This window comes from Aeromonas sp. AE23HZ002T15 (assembly GCF_054165525.2).
Genome location: NZ_CM201342.1, coordinates 665,778 through 684,742 on the forward strand (window position 1 = coordinate 665,778; position 18,965 = coordinate 684,742).

The following is an 18,965-nucleotide window of genomic DNA, read 5'->3' on the forward strand; positions in this document are numbered from 1 at the left end:
CCGGTCCGCTCACATGTGAGCCGGCAGTATATCAGCTAGAAAACCGCTTGCGCGCTCAATCTTCACCATTTGAAAGGAGGACATTTATGGCTCATTACAGCCATGTTATCAGTACGCTGATCCGCACCGAAAAACAGGCGCTGACCCTGTCACTGTTTGGGTGCATAGGTTTTGCCCTGTTCGGGATTGGCTATGGCCTGTTCGTCGGTTCCAACGCCATCATGCTCGATGGCATCTTCACCCTGTTCAGTATGGGCATGACGGGCCTTGGACTCATCACCGCCTATCTGGTCACCCGCCCCTCCGATGCCCGCTTCCAATATGGCTACGCCCACTTCGAGCCCATCACCAACGTCATCAACGGCACCATCATCTTGCTGCTCTGTCTCGGGGCCCTGCACAGCGGCATCAGCTCCCTGATGAGCGGCGGGCGGGAGATAGACCTCGGTCACGCCCTCATCTATGCCGCCGTCTGCACCTTCTTCTGCGCCATCATCTACAAGGTCGAGTCTGCGGTGGCCGAACGGATCGACTCCGAACTGGTGCGTGTCGACTCCAAGGAGTGGCTGGTCGACACCCTGCTCAGCGCCACCCTGCTCATCGGTTTTCTGGTGGCCATCGGCCTCGACGCCATCGGCCATGGCCAATACAACCGCTACATAGACCCAATACTGGTCACCCTGCTGGCCCTGTGCGCCACCCTGATCCCCATCAAGGTGCTCAGCCGCAATCTGCAGGAGGTGCTGAAAATCGCCCCCAAGGGAGAGGTCACCCAGCGGGTCGAGCACGAGATCGAGGCCCTGCGCCAGCGCCACGGCATCGAGTGTTACAGCCACCTGGCCAAGAGCGGCCGCCGCTTCGATCTGGAACTCAACATCCTGGTGGCCCCGGATCAGGAGTGGCCCATCGAGCGCCAGGATGCCCTGCGTCAGGAGCTCTGGTCCCGCCTCGGGGACACCCTGGGGGATGCCTGGCTGTCGGTCTGCTTCACCCGCGAGAAGCGCTGGCTCTGACCCCTTCCCCCTCATGCCACGCGGGGCCCGGCCCCGCGTGATGATGACACGGCAAGATCTGGTGTCTTTGAGCCGCTCACATCGCCCATCAAGTAGTGACCTCCACGTATTAACTTTCCCCACTCCCCCTTATGTTGCATTTCCTCTGTTTTTATTCGTATCAATGTGGCTATTCATGTAAATAATATTCGGCTCATCCTGAACGCGTATCAATAACCATTAGCATGTACAAAACGACACAAAAATTTCGTTGCTAACATTAAGTACAGACGCTATTTATTTTGACCTCGGATGAAAGGATATTCACCGAAACACCTTGTTGTTATGTCCCAATAAAATAACAAGCAATATATTGTTAAACAGTGAAGGTAATAGTCATGAAAAAAATGCTCATCGCAATCGCCACCTTGGCAATGGCTGGCACGGCGAGTGCTGCCCTGCCCCAGTTGAACTATCAGTGCCCGGGCCAAATCCAGATGCACAGCGATGAAGGCGGCGCCGTCTATATCAATGGCAAGGAGGCCAAGCTCAAGAAATACAGCGGCGACTTCTATGAAGCCAAGGGCGCCGGCGTCACCCTCTCCATCAGCAAGACAGGGCAGCAATACGACGTCTCCTACACCAGCAAGAGAGGCTCGGGGATTTGCCAGCCAAGCGCAGGCGCGGCCAGCAAGAGCACAGGCGCTGTGGCTAAGAGCGCCACTGCCAGCAAGGCCTCCCCGGCCGAGACCGCCTGCCTGAAGGCCGTGTCGGGCAAGACCAGGGTGCCACTCTCCCAACTCAAGGTCACCGAGGTGCTGGATTCCGAGGCCGGTGTGGGCGTCACCATCCAGGTGCCGGGCGCCGAGGCCCCTTGGTCCTGCCTCAGTGACAAACAGGGACATGTGCAGGGCGCCGCCTATACCGGCAACGAATAGCCCGATCCGAGGGCGGTCAACTCGGACTCATCAAGGTGTGATCCGCAAGGGGAGGCATCATCTCCCCGCTTTATTTTTACGCCGACAGACGTTATTTTTACGACGCAGCCCTCATGGGCCTATTACGGAATTTAATTTCCCCTATCACCTAAAATAGCGTGTTTATCCAAGATAACATGGCGTTGTGATAGAGAAACAACATCAAGCTTAATAAGTTGAACCTCATTGATAGATACCATTAAATATATGGCGTGATAAATGCCATCTAGACACCCGCTGCTTGCTCGGTGAATATGTTGCTATTAACTTCGTTGTCATTTTAACCCTGCCGAGGGTTGATACACATGACCGCCATCACACCCGCCCGTTACCGCCCCATAACAAGCCTCTTGCCAAATCAGCGACAACCGTTATCATCGAGGTTCATTTTTAACCGAGGTTTTATTGCCCATCATGGACAACCCCCGAAGTAGCCCTTCGTCTTTTCCCATCAAAGCCTATCTTTACCTGCTCAATCAGCGCCTCTGAACAACAGCCTTAGACTGCCGCGGTCCTTGCCGTGACTGACACCTACTCTGTTTGTTTTTATTGAGGTTTATGACATGGAATTCTTGCTGGACCCCTCCCTGCTGGTGGGTCTGTTTACCCTGATCATCCTGGAAATCGTACTCGGGATCGACAACCTGGTCTTCATCGCCATCCTGGTGAAGAAGCTCCCCCCCGCCCAACGGGACAGGGCCCGCATCATAGGCCTGTCGCTGGCGCTGCTGATGCGACTTGGGCTGCTGAGCATCATGTCCTGGCTGGTCACCCTGACCCAGCCCATCCTGCAGCTCGGCGAACTCTCCTTCTCCGGTCGGGATCTCATCCTGATGGGGGGCGGCCTGTTCCTGCTGTTCAAGGCCACCACAGAGCTGCATGAGCGTCTGGAAGCCAAGCCTGAAGCCCAGGGCCAGGTCGGTGTCTATGCCGGCTTCGGGGTGGTGATCGCCCAGATCCTGGTGCTGGACGCCGTCTTCTCCCTGGACTCCATCATCACGGCCGTCGGCATGGTGGATCACTTAGGCGTCATGATGGCCGCCGTAACCATCGCCATGGTGGTGATGGTGCTCGCCTCCAAACCACTGACCCGCTTCGTCAACGCCCACCCGACCGTGGTGGTGCTCTGTCTGAGCTTCCTGCTGATGATAGGCTTCAGCCTGGTGGCGGAAGGCTTCGGCTTCCATATTCCCAAGGGCTACCTCTACGCCGCCATCGGCTTCTCGGTGCTCATCGAGTTCTTCAACCAGCTGGCCCAGCGCAGCGCCCGTCGCCACGAATCCAGGCTGCCCCTGCGTGAGCGCACCACGGCCGCCATCTTCCAGCTCATGGGGGGTAGCAAGCGCAACCCATCTAGGGAACAGGAAGAAGACGAGGAGCAGGAGCAAGCCCTGCCCCCCGGCTTTGGCGAGGAGGAGCGCTACATGGTGAGCGGGGTGTTGTCGCTGGCCGAGCGATCCATTCGCACCATCATGACTCCCCGCGCCGAGATGGAGTGGATCGATGTCAACGACAGCGCGGACGAGATCCGCGCCCTGCTGCAGCGCGCCCCCCACAGCCTGTTCCCGGTCTGTGACGGTGGGCTGGATGACCTCATCGGCGTGGTCAAGGCGCGGGACCTGCTGTTTGCCCTGAACGAGGGTCAGCCCCTGCGCGAGCTGGCGAAACAGAACGATCCCGTCATCGTGCCGCAAAGCATCAACGTGATCCGCCTGCTGGCGGAGCTGCGCCAGGCCAGGGGTAGCCTCATCCTGGTGACGGACGAATTCGGCGTCATCCAGGGGCTGGTGACCACCCACGATCTGCTGGAAGCCATCGTCGGCGAACTGCCGGACGAGGACGAGACCCCGGACGTGGTGCGCGACGGCGAGGAGTGGCTCATCAACGGCAGCACCAACCTCCATCAGGTGGAGCAGGTGCTGGGTTGCGACGGCCTGGTGAGCGAGAGCGACGAGTACATAACCCTGGCGGGCATGCTGCTCTCCCACTTCGGCAGCCTGCCGAGTCAGGGCCAGCGACTGCAGCTTGGCGAGCACAGCTTCGAGGTGCTGGCGGTGAGCGAGCGGCGCATCGAGCGGGTGCGGATCGGGGCTCGGCAGCCTTGAGGATGGCAGGGCCCATCGCCATGAATGACTGCACGTGAATGAATACAGAGGGCCGGCCAGCCCTCTTTTTTTGGCTGCTCCCCCTCTATTGCTGCACAAGTTGCAATTCTCTTCTGCAATTACCCATCTTTTTCACAATGACATCCGAACGTAGAGTGGCCTCAATCCCAAATGAGGAATTCACGATGAGCCACGACAACCTGTTCTGCCCCCTGCGCCTCGGTCAACTGCACCTCGCCAACCGCATCGTCATGCCCCCCATGACCCGCTCCCGCGCCAGCCAGCCCGGCGACGTGGCTAACGCCATGATGGCCACCTACTACGGCCAGCGGGCCGAGGCCGGCCTCATCGTGAGTGAAGGCACCCAGGTCGCTCCCATGGGCAAGGGCTATGCCTGGACCCCGGGCATCCATAGCGCCGAGCAGGTCGCCGGCTGGAAGTTGGTGACGGACGCCGTCCACGCCAAGGGGGGCACCATCTTCGCCCAGCTCTGGCACGTGGGCCGGGTCACCCATCCTGACAACATAGGCGGCGCCCAGCCCATCTCGGCCTCCGCCATCAAGGCTGACGGCGTCAAGGTGTTTGTCGACAACGGCAGCGACGCCCCCGGCTTCGTGGAAACCGTGCTGCCCCGCGCCATGACCCAGGCCGACATAGACGCCGTGGTGGGCCAGTTCCGCCGCGCCGCCCGCAACGCCATGGACGCGGGCTTTGACGGCATAGAGCTGCACGCCGCCAACGGCTACCTCATCAACCAGTTCCTGGATTCTGAATCCAATGCCCGCACCGACAGCTACGGCGGATCCTTGGAGAACCGTCTGCGCTTCTTGAGAGAAGTGACCGAGGCGGTCAGCGCCGAGATAGGGGCAGACAGGGTCGGCGTGCGCCTGGCTCCCCTCACCACCCTGAACGGCACCGTCGATGCGAACCCGCAAGAGACCTATCTCGCCGCCGCTAAGCTGCTGGGTGAGATAGGCATCGTCTACCTGCATATCGCCGAGGCGGACTGGGAGGATGCCCCCCTGATGCCGGAAACCTTCAAGCAGGGACTGAGAGACGCTTTCCCACACACCCTCATCTACGCGGGCAAGTACGATGGCGAGCGGGCGCGGGCCGCCCTCGAGGCAGGTTGGGCCGACATGATAGGCTTCGGTCGCCCCTTCGTGGCCAACCCGGATCTGCCGAACCGGCTGCGCCACGGCTATCCCTGGGCCCTCCACGATCCCGCCACCCTGTTTGGCGGCGCCGAGCAGGGCCTCATCGACTACCCCGTCTATCAGGCCGGCACTGAACCACAACCGGCCTGATCCCGCACCCTGGCGCAAGCAAAAAACAGTGCACCCGCCATGGCGGGTGCACTGTTTTTAATCGGTGCGAAAGACGAGGCTCCAGTGAGCCGGCCAGCAGACTCCCTACCGAAGCTGGTCAGCCCTAGAGCACGGCGCCGTGACAGGCCCCATGGGCACGAATGTCGTGGGTCAGCCGCGCCTTGTCCGCGAAACCGAGCCAGCTCGCCTCCACCGCATTGAGGGAGAGGCGGCAGAGCTGCTCCCGGCTGGCCCCGAGATCCTGTACCAGCGCCCGGAAGTTTGCCCCCATGTAGCCGCCGAAATAGGCGGGATCGTCGGAGTTGATGGTGACGCAGAGCCCCTTCTCCAGCAACTCGAGCACGTTGTGATGCGCCATATCGTCGAACACCTTGAGCCGTACGTTGGACAGCGGGCAGACGGTGAGCGGCAGCCGGGTATCCGCCAGGTAGCTCACCAGGGTCGGATCCTCGGAACAGCGCACCCCGTGATCGATGCGCCGCACCTGCAGCTCCTCGATGGTCTGCCAGATGCACTGGGCCGGCCCCTCCTCCCCCGCATGGGCCACCACAGGCAAACCCAGTGCCCGGGCCGCGGCGAACACCCTGGCAAACTTGGCGGGGGGATTACCGAGCTCGCTCGAGTCGAGGCCGATGCCGTGGATGCGGGGCAGATGAGGCCGTGCCTCCTCCAGGGTGGCGAAGGCCGCCTCTTCACTGAGGTGTCGCAAGAAGCTCATGATGAGTCGCCAGCTGATCCCGAAGCTCTCTTCGCCGGCCTGCAAGGCCCGCTCTATACCGCCCAGCACGGTGGCGAAGGGGACGCCGCGGGCGGTGTGAGCCTGGGGATCGAAGAAGATCTCTGCGTGCACCACGTGGTCGGCGACACAGCGCTCCAGATAGGCCCAGGTGAGATCGAAGAAGTCCTGTTCGGTCTGCAACACGCTGGCGCCGAGGTAGTAGAGATCGAGGAAGGATTGCAGGCAGTCGAACTCGTAGGCGGCCCGCAGGCTGGCGACGTCGGGCCAGGGCAGACTGACCCCGTTGCGAACGGCCAGCGCAAACATCAGCTCGGGCTCCAGGGTGCCCTCGATATGCAGGTGCAGTTCCAGCTTGGGCAAGCCGGCAATAAAGTGTTCCATGATGACGGCTCCATCGTCAGATCCTGTGCGGGCACCGCCGGGACGGCCCCTCCCTATCTTCCATTGTGCACCCATCTGGCGCGCCGGGGGAGACTTGTCATGAAACCGACATATAATGGCGGCACAAAAACCATAACTGATTGAAGATATTCACAGTTGGCGCCGCTTAGCGCCCTGTCGCCCTACGAGGAGTACCTATGAAGAAAAACGTCATCTGCGATATCGACGGCGTCATACTGCACAACAACGATCTCATTCCGGGGGCTGACCGCTTCGTTCACCGCCTGCTGGAGCAGGGCAGCAGGCTCTTGTTCCTCACCAACTACCCGGCCCAGACCCAGAAAGATCTGCAAAACCGCTTCCGCTCCGCCGGCATAGAAGTGCCCGAGGAGTGCTTCTACACCTCCGCCATGGGCACCGCCGACTTTCTCAAGCGCCAGGACGGCAAGAAGGCCTATGTGATCGGCGAAGGGGCCCTGACCCACGAGCTCTACAAGGCCGGCTTCACCATCACCGACATCGATCCCGACTTCGTGGTGGTGGGGGAGACCCGCAACTACAACTGGACCATGATGCAGCAAGGCGCCAAGTTCGTGGATCAGGGGGCCCGCTTCATCGCCACCAACCCGGACACCCACGGCCCCATGATGCACCCGGCCTGCGGCGCCCTCTGCGCCCCCATCGAGCGGATGACCGGCAAGAAGCCCTTCTACGTGGGCAAGCCGAGCGCCTGGATCATCCGCGCCGCCCTGAACCGGATGGAGGCTCACTCCGACGACACCATCATCATCGGCGACAACCTGCGCACCGATATTCTGGCGGGCTTCCAGGCGGGGCTGGAAACCGTGCTGGTGCTCTCTGGGGTGAGCAAGGTGGCGGACATCGACCGCATGCCGTTCAGACCGAACCACATCTTCGACTCAGTCGTCGACATCGATATCGTCTAAGCCCTCCCCTGCGGCCCCCGAGTCCCCATCGCCGGATCTCTCCCCTCTTGGCAAGGGGGCCCTCTTCGTTTAACTTAACTGCAACATCGTTAAACAAACTAAACGGGAGCAGGACGCTCCCCTCATTGCAAGGAAGCCCCATGAAGAGCCTCAGCGACTGGATCCTGCTGGACGATCACTTCGTCTCCCCCACCCCACTCACCCCACCGGCGGATCGCATCAAGTCCGGCAACCCGAGCCAGACCCTGTGGAACCACTACTCGGATCCGAGCCAGCAGTTCCACGTGGGCTTCTGGTCCTGCGAACCCGGCCGCTGGACCGTGCGCTACACCGAGCACGAGTATTGCCAGCTGCTGGAAGGGGAGGCGCTGATCCACGACGGCCAGGGGGGCAAGCTGCACCTCACCCCGGGCAGCCAGTTCGTCATCCCGGCGGGTTTCGTCGGCGAGTGGGAGACCCTCGTCGCCTGCCGCAAGCTCTATGTGATCTTCGAACCCGCGGCGACTTGACGCGCCCGTCAATTCATCCCCTTCTCCCGACCCCCTTTCCATGCCGCCAGCTTGACGCTGGCGGCATGATTTTGTGCGGTTTTCCCGCTTGCAAAAGGGTTTTCCGCTAGGCATTGTGATTGGCGAGGAATGTAAATGGAATTTCGAGCCCAAACGTGGGGGGCTCATATAAAAATCAATGAGGATTACCGCCAATGTGTTCTATTTTCGGCATTCTGGACATCAAGTCCGACGCAGCCTCCCTGCGCAAATCGGCCCTGGAGATGTCCAAGCGACTGCGTCACCGCGGGCCTGACTGGTCCGGCGTCTACAGCTCCGACAAGGCCATCCTGGTGCATGAGCGCCTGGCCATCGTCGATCCGGGTAACGGCGCTCAGCCCCTCTACAACCCCGAGCGTACCCACGTGCTGGCCGTCAACGGCGAGATCTACAACCACAAGGAGCTGGAGAAGGGCCTCAAGGTCGACTTCCAGTTCCAGACCCACTCCGACTGCGAGGTGCTGCTGGCCCTCTACAAGGAGAAGGGCCCCGCCTTCCTGGATGATCTCAACGGTATCTTCGCCTTTATCCTCTATGACGCCGAGCAGGACGCCTACCTCATCGGTCGCGATCACATGGGGATCATCCCCCTCTACACCGGCCGCGACGAGCACGGCAACTTCTACGTGGCCTCAGAAATGAAGGCCCTGGTACCCGTGTGCAAGAGCGTCGAGACCTTCCCGCCGGGACACTACCTGTGGAGCAAGGATGGCGAGCTTAAACAGTGGTACAAACGCGACTGGATGGAATATCAGGCGGTGGAGCAGAACGTCAGTGACAAGGCAGAGCTGAAGGCCGCGCTGGAAGCGGCGGTCAAGCGCCAGCTGATGTGCGACGTGCCCTACGGCGTGCTGCTCTCCGGCGGCCTGGACTCCTCCATCATCTCCGCCATCACCAAGCTCTATGCGGCGCGCCGCATCGAGGACGACGGCAAGAGCGAGGCCTGGTGGCCCCAGTTGCACTCTTTCGCCGTGGGTCTGGAAGGCTCGCCGGATCTCGCCGCCGCCCGCAAGGTGGCCGATCACCTCGGCACCATTCACCACCAGATCCACTTCACCGTGCAGGAGGGCCTGGATGCCCTGCGGGACGTCATCTATCACCTCGAGACCTATGACGTCACCACCATCCGCGCCTCCACTCCCATGTACCTGATGGCGCGCTACATCAAGGCGATGGGCATCAAGATGGTGCTCTCCGGCGAAGGCTCGGACGAGCTGTTCGGGGGTTATCTCTACTTCCACAAGGCGCCGAACGCCAAGGAGTTCCACGAGGAGAACGTACGCAAGCTCGCCTCCCTGCATCTCTATGACTGCCTGCGGGCCAACAAGTCCATGGCCGCCTGGGGCGTGGAGGGTCGCGTTCCCTTCCTCGACAAGGAGTTCATGGACGTGGCCATGCGCCTGCAACCCGCCGACAAGATGTGCGGCAAGGGCAAGATCGAGAAGCACATCCTGCGGGAAGCCTTCGAGGAGCTGCTGCCCCACGAGGTGGCCTGGCGTCAGAAGGAGCAGTTCTCCGACGGCGTGGGCTACTCCTGGATCGACAGCCTGAAAGCCATGGTCGAGGAAGAGGTGACGGATCAGATGTTCGAGGCGGCGGCGTTCCGCTTCCCCGTCAACACCCCGCTCACCAAGGAGGCCTACTTCTACCGCGCCATCTTCGACGAGCACTTCCCGCTGGAAGCGGCCGCCCGCACCGTGCCCTACGGCAAGTCGGTCGCCTGCTCCACCCCGACCGCGCTGGAATGGGATGCCAAGTTCAAGGAGATGGCAGATCCGTCCGGCCGCGCCGTGATGGACGTCCACCAGCAGGGTTACTAAGTCCCTCCTCCCCCATCGAGATCACCAGGCCCCTCCCACGAGGGGCTTTTTCATGCGTGTCTTCGTGCTTAACAATACCGCTTTTCGCATATCTCATGCCGTTATCACCCTTGGCGAAGGGGGTCGTTCGTGTCACATTGTTGCTGCTTGGAAGCCAAACAATAACGACACAAGGAAGATCACATGAAACGACTGTTACTGCCCCTGATGCTGGGCGCCGCCCTGTTCAATGGCGCGGCTCAGGCCGCCGACCACCTCTGGGCCAAGGGGCTGCCCGATTACAGCCAGGGCTATGACGAGCAGCGGGATCCGGCGAAAGATCTGGCCGCCGCCAGCGCCAGGGCCGAGCGGGAGGGCAAGAAGGTATTGCTGCTGGTGGGGGGCGAGTGGTGCAGCTGGTGCCAGGAGATGAACCACTTCCTTGACCGGGAGCCGGGGCTTGCCAGCCAGTTCAACCAGACCTTCGTGGTGGTCAAGGTGAACGTCAGCAAGGAGAACAAGAACCAAGCCTTCTTGAAATCCTATCCCGAGTATCTCGGCGTCCCCCACTTCTATGTGCTGGATGACAAGGGCAAGCTGCTGGAGTCCTTCAACACCGGGCTGCTGGAGAAGGGCAAGAGTTACGACGAGGAGAAGTTCGGCAAGTTTATCGCCTTCTTCCAGCCCAAGACGCTCCGCGGCTAAACAATCCATTCATCAACCAGGGCCCCATACGTTCGGCTGAAAGTACGGGGCCCTGGTTGCGTATGTAGTCATTGAGCCTGTGACTGGACCTACTATTACGGTTTCTCAGGGCAGTTATCGATCCGTCAGCCATTCCCATTGATCTATCCCCTTGCCCGATGGGATGCTTCCTCGATGGATCCCATCGGACAAGGACGAAAGATGTTACGGATATTGGGCAAGGCCTCGTCGATCAATGTGCGCAAGGTGCTCTGGATCTGCGCCGAGCTGAACCTGCCTTTCGAGCTGGAGGAGTGGGGAACAGGATTTAGATCGACCCATACCCCAGAATTCCTCGCACTGAACCCGAACGCCATGGTGCCGGTCATTCAGGATGCTGACTTCACCCTGTGGGAGTCGAACACCATCATCCGCTACCTAGCCGTGCGCTACGGCGACGAAGCCCTCTACCCCACCGAGGCCCGGGCGAGGGCGAGGGTCGATCAGTGGATCGACTGGCAAGCGTCTGACTTGAACAGCGCCTGGCGTTACCCCTTCCTGTCCCTGGTCAGGCGCTCGCCCTTGTATCAGGACAGCCAGACACTCGGCGCAGGTTGTGCGGATTGGGCCAGACACATGCAGATCCTGGACAGCCAGCTTCAATCCACGGGAGCCTATGTGGCGGGGAGTCGCTTCTCGCTCGCCGACATCCCCATCGGGCTTTCCGTCAACCGCTGGCTGGAGACCCCTTTCGATCGACCGGTGCTGCCGGCGGTGGAGGAGTACTACAGGCGATTGGGTGAGCGGCCCGGATTCAAGCTGTTTGGGTGCAACGGGACGCCATAGGGCGTGGGAAATGAGGTCGGTAGCGCGGGGCATTGCAGGTTGGGCTGGCATGAACCGGCCCAACCTCTCTATCGGATGTCAGGCCTTGGTATCCAGCTGACAACTGTGGCAGGCAGATATCCCTTAGTCACCCTGCTTGTGTTTATGAGGCTTCAGTGCGGGATGATCCTTTTGTTTCTCAGGAGTAACTCTTTGCCGCTTATCTGGCGTTCCATCTTCATTTTTTCTTTTTGGACCAGGTTTTATTCCCATCATTAACTCCCTCTAACGTTGGTGTATGTGAAAATAATCTTTACCCTTGCGCATCCGGCTGGCTGGCGGGGGCCGCCTGAATAAAGGCTTGCAACTGTTCACAGTTCGCGACGATGCGCTCTATGGTGGGGTAGTCGCTCAGGGTCATGTTGAAGCGGCGAGCATTGTAAACCTGGGGCACCAGCATGCAGTCCGCCAGGGTCACCTCGTTGCCGACGCTGTAGACCCCGGCCGTGGTCATCAGCAACTGCTCGAGGGCGGTGAAGGTCTCGTCGATCCAGTGGCAGTACCACTTGTCGCGGTGCGCCTTGCCCTGCCCCAGCTCCTGCTCCAGGTAGTTGAGCACCCGCAAGTTGTTCAGGGGGTGGATGTCGCAGGCGATCATGTTGACGATTTGGCGCACCCTGGCTCTGTCCTCGGCGGCGGAGGGCATCAGCGGGTAGGCGGGATAGGTCTCGTCGAGGTATTCCATGATGGCAACGGACTGGCCTATCTGCACCTCGCCGTCGATGAGGAAGGGCACCAGCCCCTGGGGATTGACGCGGCGATAGGCCTTCTCTCTCTGTTCGCCCTGTCTCAGATTGACCGGGTGCTGCTCATAACTGAGTCCCTTCAGTTGCAACACCAGACGCACGCGAAAACTGGCCGATGAACGCCAATATCCAAACAACTGCAGCATATTCTGTCCCTGTGATGGCAGGTGACCAGCACCTGCCTTGTCGCCCGCCGACCCTGTGATCGGCCCAGGCCTCCTAGCTCGTCTGGCCGGCATCCCCTTGCGTGACACGCTGCAAAATGGCGCCAAACAGACTCATCCCGTTGCGATCCTGCATCGCGATGGACACTGTATCACCAAAGCGCAGGAAGGGTGTAGTGGCTTGACCCGACTCGATAATTTCCAGCATCCGCAGCTCGGCGAGGCAAGAGGAACCCGCACTTCTGTCGTAATTGGAGACTGTGCCCGAGCCGATGATACAGCCCGCCCCGAGCGGACGGGTTTTGGCGGCGTGGGCAATCAACTCGAAGAAGTTGAAGGTCATGTCGAGCCCCGCATCCGGGGCACCGAACAGGGCGCCGTTCAGATGGGTCAGGAGCGGCAGGTGCACCTTGCCCTCGCGCCAATCCTGCCCCAGCTCGTCCGGGGTGATGGCCACCGGCGAGAAGGCGCTGGAGGGCTTGGACTGGAAGAAGCCAAAGCCCTTGGCGAGTTCCCCCGGAATGAGGTTGCGCAGGCTCACATCGTTGACCAGCATCAGCAGCTTGACGTGGGCCGCCGCCCCCTCCTTGCTCACCCCCATGGGCACGTCGTCTGTGATGACGGCAATTTCCGATTCGAAATCGATGCCCCACTCCTCCGACCCCATGACAATGGGGCCGCGCGGTGCCAGGAAGCTGTCGGAGCCCCCCTGGTACATCAGGGGATCGTGCCAGAAGCTGTCCGGCATCTCGGCGCCGCGGGCCCTGCGTACCAGCTCCACGTGGTTGACATAGGCGCTGCCATCGGCCCACTGGTAGGCACGAGGCAGCGGGGAGAGGCAGGCTGCCTCATCGAAGGGGAAGGCATCGGCGAGGGCGCCATCGTTGAGGGCGTGGTAGATGGCAGCCAGCCGGGGAGCCGTGTCTGCCCACTCGTCCAGGGCCGTTTGCAGGGTAGGGGCTATGCCCGCCACCAAGACAGCGCGGGAGAGATCCCGGCTCACCACCACCAGGGCGCCGTCGCGCTTGCCGTTATTCAATGTTGCGAGTTTCATGACAGATCCTTATTTACCGCTTTGGGCGAGTTCGGGGCGCAGCCAGCTGTTGACGTAACGGGGGTTCTCTACCCCCTCACACAGGCTGCCAACGTTCAGGGCATCCCGGGTATCCAGCATCACGGCCACCTCGTCGGTGAACTGCTTGGCGTGGGCACGCCCCGCCGCAAACGCCTTGGGATGGGGGCCGTGGGTGAAGCCGGCGGGGTGGAAGGTGACCATGCCCCGCTCTATGTTGTCCCGGCTGAAGAAGTCGCCGGCGTGGTAGAAGAGCACCTCGTCGAAGTCGTCGTTGCTGTGGTAGAAGGGCACTCGCAGGGCGCCGGGATCGCTCTCGATGGGGCGCGGCACGAAGGTGCAGACCACGAAGCGGCTCGCCACGAAGGTGGAGTGGGCCGAGGGCGGCAAGTGATAACGGTGGCTCATCAACGGGCGGATATCCCGCCAGTTGAGGCGCACCACGCAGAGATCCCCGTGCCAGCCCTGGGCATCCAGCGGGTTGAACGGCCAGGTGACGACCGAGACCTGATTGTGGCGCTTGATCTGCAGGGACCAGGGGTTTTCGTCCTGCTGGGCGAGGAAGGCGTCGTCGATGGCGGGCACGTCCAGGGCCGCGGGATCGAAGATGGCATGATTGCCGACCAAACCCTTGTCCGGCAGCTGATAACTGTCGTCAGTGGCCTCTATCATCAGGATAAACAGCGGTTCACTCGGCTCGATACGCCACATGGTGCCGCGGGGGATCACTACATAGTCCCCGTCCCTCAGGGTGAGGTGGCCATAGTCGCAGTAGAACTCCCCGCTCCCCTCGTGGATGAACAGCAGCTCGTCGCCGTCGGCGTTGCGCACCAGAAAGGGCATCGCCTCGGACAGGCGCCACACCCGGTAGCGGCAGTGGGCGTTGTGCAAGATGTCCGGCATCACCCAGGGGGAGAGGGAGCTTATCTCCTCCTGCAGGCCGTTCAAGTCGAAGGCTCTGGGGCGCAGCGGCCCCTCCCAACCCACCCAGTCGGTGGGGGCATGCTTGTGGTGCATGTGGGTGGCCGGGCCGAAGAAGCCGGAGCGCCCGAGCTCCCGCTCGTAGATGGCCTGCTCCGGCAAGTCGGCGTGGGCCTGGCGGGAGTGGGTCCCCTCCCGGTGGGGAAAGCTAATCCAGTTACGCATGGCAACCTCCTGCCCGCGGGCAAATGTGATGATCAGGCATCGTGCAGCTCCCCGTCCTTCTCGCCGTGGAGCACACCCCGGCGGATCTGATCCAGCTCGATGGATTCGAACAGTGCCTGGAAGTTCCCCTCCCCGAACCCCTCGTTGCCCTTGCGCTGGATGATCTCGAAGAAGACGGGGCCGATGACGGTGTCGGTGAAGATCTGCAGCAGTATGCCGTCCTTGGTCGGCGAGCCGTCGATGAGGATGCGCAGCTCGCTCAGGGCCGCCAGATCCTCCTGATGACCGGCGACCCGGCTGTCCACCTTCTCGTAGTAGGTATCCGGGGTCGGCATAAAGCCGGTGCCACGGCCGCGCAGGGTGCGGATGGTGTGGTAGATGTCGCTCGACGCCATGGCGATGTGCTGGATCCCCTCCCCCTTATATTGGCGCAGGTACTCCTCGATCTGGGACTTGTCGTCGGCGGATTCGTTGATGGGGATGCGGATCTTGCCGCAGGGGGCCGTCATGGCGCGGGAATGCAGGCCGGTCAGCTTGCCCTCGATGTCGAAGTAGCGGATCTCGCGGAAGTTGCCGATCCGTTCGTAGAAGTTGGACCAGACGTCCATGTTGCCGCGCTGCACGTTGTGGGTCAGGTGGTCGATCTCATAGAGGCCGGCATCCCGCTCGGCCATGCGCGCCTGCCAATCGGGGTAGAAGACGAAGTCCACGTCATAGATGGAGCCCTTGTCGCCGTAGCGGTCAACAAACGACAGGGTGCTCTCGCCGATGCCGTAGATGGCGGGGATGTTGAGCTCCATGGGCCCGATCTTGCCGACGAAGGGCTTGGCCCCCTTGGCGATGGCGTACTGCTGGGCACGGCCCGCATCGCTCACCCGAAACGCCATGCCACAGACGCTCGGCCCGTGCAGGCTGGCGAACTGCTCCGCCTGGGAGTGGGGCTCGGCGTTGACCACGAAGTTGATCTCCCCCTGACGGTAGAGCCAGCACTGCTTGTGTTTGTGCTGGGCCACCTCGGCAAACCCCAGGGAGACGAACAGCGCCTTGAGGGCGGCGATGCCCTTGGCATCCGGGGCCGTGTATTCCACGAACTCGAAGCCATCGGTGCCGAGGGGGTTGATGGTATGGGTGGGGGAGGAAGAGGTGGTCATGATGCGCTCCTTGCGGCGGCCCCGTGGCCGCTTGCCGATGATGGATGAAACCCGATTGAGGGACCTGAGGTCAGGACGTCAGAGTCCCTCAAACACGATTTGTTAATACCTTGTTTCATTAGAGGCAGGGGCGCGGCAGAAGAGAAGAGGCGGGGTGCAGATAGTTTTCCGGGCGAGCGCCGGGAAAGATGTAAACAAGTTGTGACATTGCGAATGCGGCCTTGTGGATCCCCCGCCAGAGACCCACAGGGCTGTCAGCTTTGCCTTACAGGGACCAGGATTTGGGCTCTATTTGAGGCACTATTGTCCGCACGGCCTGCAACCGCGCCGGGGTCGGATTGATGAGCCAGGCCTGCTCCCCCAACGCCAGCAGCGGCAGATCGTGCAGGCTGTCGCTCAGGGCGAGAGACGGCTCGAGCGCCAGGATCTCGGGCAGGATCTTGTGGCGGCCGTGGCAGTAAAAATAGGGCACCAGGCCGCCCAGGTGATAGCGCATGCGGGATCCCAGGATGCGGTGGGGCAAGTGACCGGGCAACTGCCGATGGAGCTGGCCACGCACCAGGGCGCGGGGACTCGCGGAGATCACCCAGCAGCGATCCTGCTCAGTCATCAGCAGGGTCCGCGCCTCCTTGTATAGGCCGGGCCGGGTGCGGCAGTATTCGCGCACCAGCTTGCGCCAGCCGAGGGGAGAGAGCCCGAGGGTGATGGCCCACCAGATGAGGGAGATGCCCCAGCGCCGCTGGTGTGGCAGCCATCGGCTCGGCAGCAGATAGACGAGCCCGCCGAGGCCGATGACCGGCAACAACAACACCGGCCAGAGGCGGCGACGCAGGATGTGGCGTAGCAGACCCGCGTGGCTGTCATCCGGCGCCAGGGTGTCGTCAAAGTCCGCCAGGATCCAGCCCTCTCGCGGCCATTCAGACGGCGGCATCCCGGATGAGGCGCTCATTCCGCCAGCCCGGCGAGGGTGGCGTGCAGCTCTGGCAGCATAAACAGCTGCCCCTCATCCGGCGGACAGAGGAAATCGAATGCCTCTTCCCCCAGGGAGAACGAAAGACGCCAGGCGTGCAGATAGCCGCGATCCGCTGCGGTGCCACCGTAGCGCTCATCCCCGAGGATGGGGGCGCCAATGCTCTTCATGGCGACCCGGATCTGGTGGGTCTTGCCGGTCTGGGGCTTGATGCGATAGAGCCGCAGCCCCTCGCGCACCGGCGCCGAGTCGAACCAGCTGATGGCAGGGTTCTCTTGGCTGCGGGCCAGCATCCAGCTACCACCGCGCCCCTTCTGCATATCCCCCTTGACCCAGCCCTGCTTCTTCTTCGGCTTTCTGTCCGACAGCGCCAGGTACTGCTTGCTCACCTGCCGTTCGGCGAAGGCCATGCTCAGTGCGCGGTTCGCCTCCGGGGTGCGGGCCAGCAGCAGCAGCCCCGAGGTCATCTTGTCGAGCCGATGGACGGGATAGAGCGCCAACCCAGTATCCGCACGGACCCGGCTGACGAGGCCGGGCTCCCCGGCCTCGTCATGCATGCCAATGCCTGGCCCCTTGTTCACTACCATGAAATCTTTCTGCTGCGACAGTATCCGGTACATTCAGAACCCTTTAGAATCAATGCATCAATAAAACAAAAACCGGCCCGCAGGCCACACCCCATAGACCTTCAGCACAAGAAATCGCACGGATGACGAGATACTTGTTTTGGCTGCTACTGCTCCTTGCCGGCCATGTTTCTCCTTTACGGGCCAACGATCAGGCCGACAAGCCCCCTGATCGGGTGGTGCTGCAACTGCGCTGGCTCCATCAGCCCCAGTTTGTGGGTTATCACATGGCCAAGGCCAAGGGCTACTACGCCGAAGCCGGCCTGGATGTGGAGATAAAGCCAGGGGGCAAGGGTATCAGCCCGGTGCAGGAGGTGCTGGCCGGGCGCGCCGACTTCGGGGTAGGTAATACCGAGGTGCTCACCGGCTACGCCCAGGGAGAACCCCTGCTGGCCCTCGCCTGCGTCTACCAACACTCCCCTTCCGTGTTCCTCGCCCGTCGTGACAGCGGCATTCTCACCGTTGCAGACATGCGGGGCAAACGGATCATGATGTTTCCCGGTCATCAGGACGCCGAGCTGATGGCCACCCTCTACTATCAGGGGTTGCACGAGCGGGAACTCATCCCCGTGCCCACCTCGGTCAATATCGACGATCTCATCACCGGCCAGATAGATATCTTCAACGCCTATCTCAGCAACGAGCCCTTCTATCTGGAGGAGCGCGGCATCGCGGTCTCCGTCATCAACCCGCGCAACTACGGTATCGACTTTTACAGCGACATCCTGTTCACGACCCAGGCTCAGGAGCGGGCCAACCCGGAACGGGTGGAGCGGTTCCGGGCCGCCAGCCTCAAGGGGTGGCGCTATGCCCTCTCCCATCCCGAGGAGGCCATCGCCCTGCTGCGCCAGGAATACGGCGTCCATCGCAGTCAGTCCCACATGGAATTCGAGCTGCAGATGAGCAAGGAGATGATACAGCCGCTCTATGTGGAGATCGGGTATATGAATCCGGATCGCTTCACCCACATCATGGGCCAGCTCGCGGAGATAGGCCTGATCCCGCGGCCATTGCCCCTGGACGGCTTCCTCTATCAGGTCCCCTCCCAGCAGTGGGCCTTCTGGCGGCCCTGGTTCTTGCTGAGCCTGGGGATCGGCGTCACCATATTGCTGCTGGCCATCTACCTCTTCGTCAGCAACAAACGGCTCAACCGGGAGGTGGCCCTGCGCAAGTTGCGGGAGCAGGAGATACTGCAGCTCGCCCGGCGCGATCCCCTAACCGGCCTGCCCAATCGCCTCTGTCTGATGGAGCAGCTGGAGCGGCAGATCCTGCATCCGGCCCCCGGCTGCCTGTTGTTTTGCGATCTCGACAACTTCAAGCAGGTCAACGACAGCTATGGCCACAGCTACGGGGATGCCCTGCTCTGCCAGCTGACGGAGCGGATCTCCCACCACCTGATGCACATCCCCTTCTTCGCGAGGCTGGCAGGGGACGAGTTCATCCTCCTGCTGCCGGACCATGATCCGGTCCAGGCCGAGAGGGTGGCCGAGGGGATACGACAGGTGATCCTCACCCCCTTCGATGTCTATGGCCAGTCCCTCTCCATCGGGATCAGCGTCGGGGTCAGCGCCTATGAGTGCGACTGGAGCGCGGAAGAGTGGCTGATCAATGCCGATCAGGCCATGTATGACGACAAGGGAGGGATGCGGCGACAAGGGACCTGAGCAGACTCCCTCAAAGCAGCGGGGCCACCCCGGGGTGGCCT

General features: G+C 61.7%; 17 protein-coding genes. 10 read left to right on the forward strand and 7 right to left on the reverse strand.

The annotated features are described in order from the left end of the window. Positions 1–86: 86 nt before the first annotated feature. The 4 genes from ACT5M9_RS02935 (at position 87) to ACT5M9_RS02950 (ending at position 5,381) form a co-directional block, all read left to right on the forward strand. Positions 87–1,013 (forward strand): cation diffusion facilitator family transporter, encoded by a 927-nt coding sequence (locus ACT5M9_RS02935; RefSeq protein ID WP_457978084.1) that lies wholly within the window; start codon positions 87–89, stop codon positions 1,011–1,013. Between the two features lie 377 nt (positions 1,014–1,390). After that, positions 1,391–1,930, forward strand: coding sequence for a hypothetical protein (locus ACT5M9_RS02940; RefSeq protein ID WP_457978082.1), 540 nt, complete (start codon positions 1,391–1,393; stop codon positions 1,928–1,930). 602 nt (positions 1,931–2,532) lie between these two features. Further along, a complete protein-coding gene (locus tag ACT5M9_RS02945; RefSeq protein ID WP_457978080.1) occupies positions 2,533–4,074 on the forward strand; it encodes a TerC family protein in 1,542 nt (513 codons plus the stop codon). 185 nt (positions 4,075–4,259) lie between these two features. Continuing rightward, positions 4,260–5,381 carry an alkene reductase gene (locus tag ACT5M9_RS02950; RefSeq protein WP_457978078.1) on the forward strand — a complete coding sequence of 374 codons (1,122 nt, stop codon included), beginning with the start codon at positions 4,260–4,262 and terminating at the stop codon, positions 5,379–5,381. A 124-nt stretch (positions 5,382–5,505) separates the two neighbouring features. Here ACT5M9_RS02950 and ACT5M9_RS02955 read toward each other — a convergent pair whose 3' ends face one another. After that, positions 5,506–6,522, reverse strand: coding sequence for an adenosine deaminase (locus tag ACT5M9_RS02955; RefSeq protein WP_457978076.1), 1,017 nt, complete (start codon positions 6,520–6,522; stop codon positions 5,506–5,508). A 197-nt stretch (positions 6,523–6,719) separates the two neighbouring features. Between ACT5M9_RS02955 and ACT5M9_RS02960 the strand changes: the two genes are divergently transcribed. From ACT5M9_RS02960 to ACT5M9_RS02980, 5 genes are all read left to right on the forward strand, one after another. Beyond that, on the forward strand, positions 6,720–7,469 hold the full coding sequence (locus tag ACT5M9_RS02960) for an HAD-IIA family hydrolase (RefSeq protein ID WP_438548476.1): 750 nt from the start codon (positions 6,720–6,722) through the stop codon (positions 7,467–7,469). 140 nt (positions 7,470–7,609) lie between these two features. Next, a complete protein-coding gene (locus ACT5M9_RS02965) occupies positions 7,610–7,978 on the forward strand; it encodes a cupin domain-containing protein (RefSeq protein ID WP_457978073.1) in 369 nt (122 codons plus the stop codon). Positions 7,979–8,172: 194 nt separating this feature from the next. After that, positions 8,173–9,837: an asparagine synthase B gene (gene asnB, locus ACT5M9_RS02970; protein ID WP_457978071.1), complete on the forward strand. Its 1,665-nt coding sequence runs from the start codon at positions 8,173–8,175 to the stop codon at positions 9,835–9,837. 183 nt (positions 9,838–10,020) lie between these two features. Next, positions 10,021–10,521: a thioredoxin family protein gene (locus ACT5M9_RS02975; RefSeq protein WP_457978069.1), complete on the forward strand. Its 501-nt coding sequence runs from the start codon at positions 10,021–10,023 to the stop codon at positions 10,519–10,521. A 201-nt stretch (positions 10,522–10,722) separates the two neighbouring features. After that, the gene (locus ACT5M9_RS02980; protein WP_457978067.1) at positions 10,723–11,346 is read left to right on the forward strand and encodes a glutathione S-transferase family protein; all 624 of its coding nucleotides are present in this window, start codon (positions 10,723–10,725) and stop codon (positions 11,344–11,346) included. Positions 11,347–11,638: 292 nt separating this feature from the next. On the opposite strand, the gene maiA is transcribed toward ACT5M9_RS02980, so the two are convergent. From maiA to ACT5M9_RS03010, 6 genes are all read right to left on the reverse strand, one after another. Next, positions 11,639–12,277, reverse strand: a complete 639-nt coding sequence (gene maiA / locus ACT5M9_RS02985; protein ID WP_457978065.1) for a maleylacetoacetate isomerase — start codon at positions 12,275–12,277, stop codon at positions 11,639–11,641. Between the two features lie 73 nt (positions 12,278–12,350). Further along, a complete protein-coding gene (locus ACT5M9_RS02990; protein WP_457978063.1) occupies positions 12,351–13,349 on the reverse strand; it encodes a fumarylacetoacetate hydrolase family protein in 999 nt (332 codons plus the stop codon). A gap of 9 nt (positions 13,350–13,358) precedes the next feature. Continuing rightward, on the reverse strand, positions 13,359–14,513 hold the full coding sequence (locus tag ACT5M9_RS02995; protein WP_457978061.1) for a homogentisate 1,2-dioxygenase: 1,155 nt from the start codon (positions 14,511–14,513) through the stop codon (positions 13,359–13,361). Between the two features lie 32 nt (positions 14,514–14,545). After that, on the reverse strand, positions 14,546–15,664 hold the full coding sequence (gene hppD, locus ACT5M9_RS03000) for a 4-hydroxyphenylpyruvate dioxygenase (protein WP_457978059.1): 1,119 nt from the start codon (positions 15,662–15,664) through the stop codon (positions 14,546–14,548). Positions 15,665–15,929: 265 nt separating this feature from the next. Continuing rightward, positions 15,930–16,613 (reverse strand): HAD family hydrolase, encoded by a 684-nt coding sequence (locus ACT5M9_RS03005; RefSeq protein WP_457978057.1) that lies wholly within the window; start codon positions 16,611–16,613, stop codon positions 15,930–15,932. Beyond that, positions 16,610–17,254 (reverse strand): TIGR01621 family pseudouridine synthase, encoded by a 645-nt coding sequence (locus ACT5M9_RS03010; RefSeq protein ID WP_457978055.1) that lies wholly within the window; start codon positions 17,252–17,254, stop codon positions 16,610–16,612. Before ACT5M9_RS03010 ends, ACT5M9_RS03005 begins: the two co-directional genes overlap by 4 nt. A gap of 89 nt (positions 17,255–17,343) precedes the next feature. On the opposite strand from ACT5M9_RS03010, the gene ACT5M9_RS03015 reads away from it, so the two are divergent. Continuing rightward, positions 17,344–18,924 carry an ABC transporter substrate-binding protein gene (locus ACT5M9_RS03015; RefSeq protein ID WP_457978053.1) on the forward strand — a complete coding sequence of 527 codons (1,581 nt, stop codon included), beginning with the start codon at positions 17,344–17,346 and terminating at the stop codon, positions 18,922–18,924. Positions 18,925–18,965 lie beyond the last annotated feature (41 nt).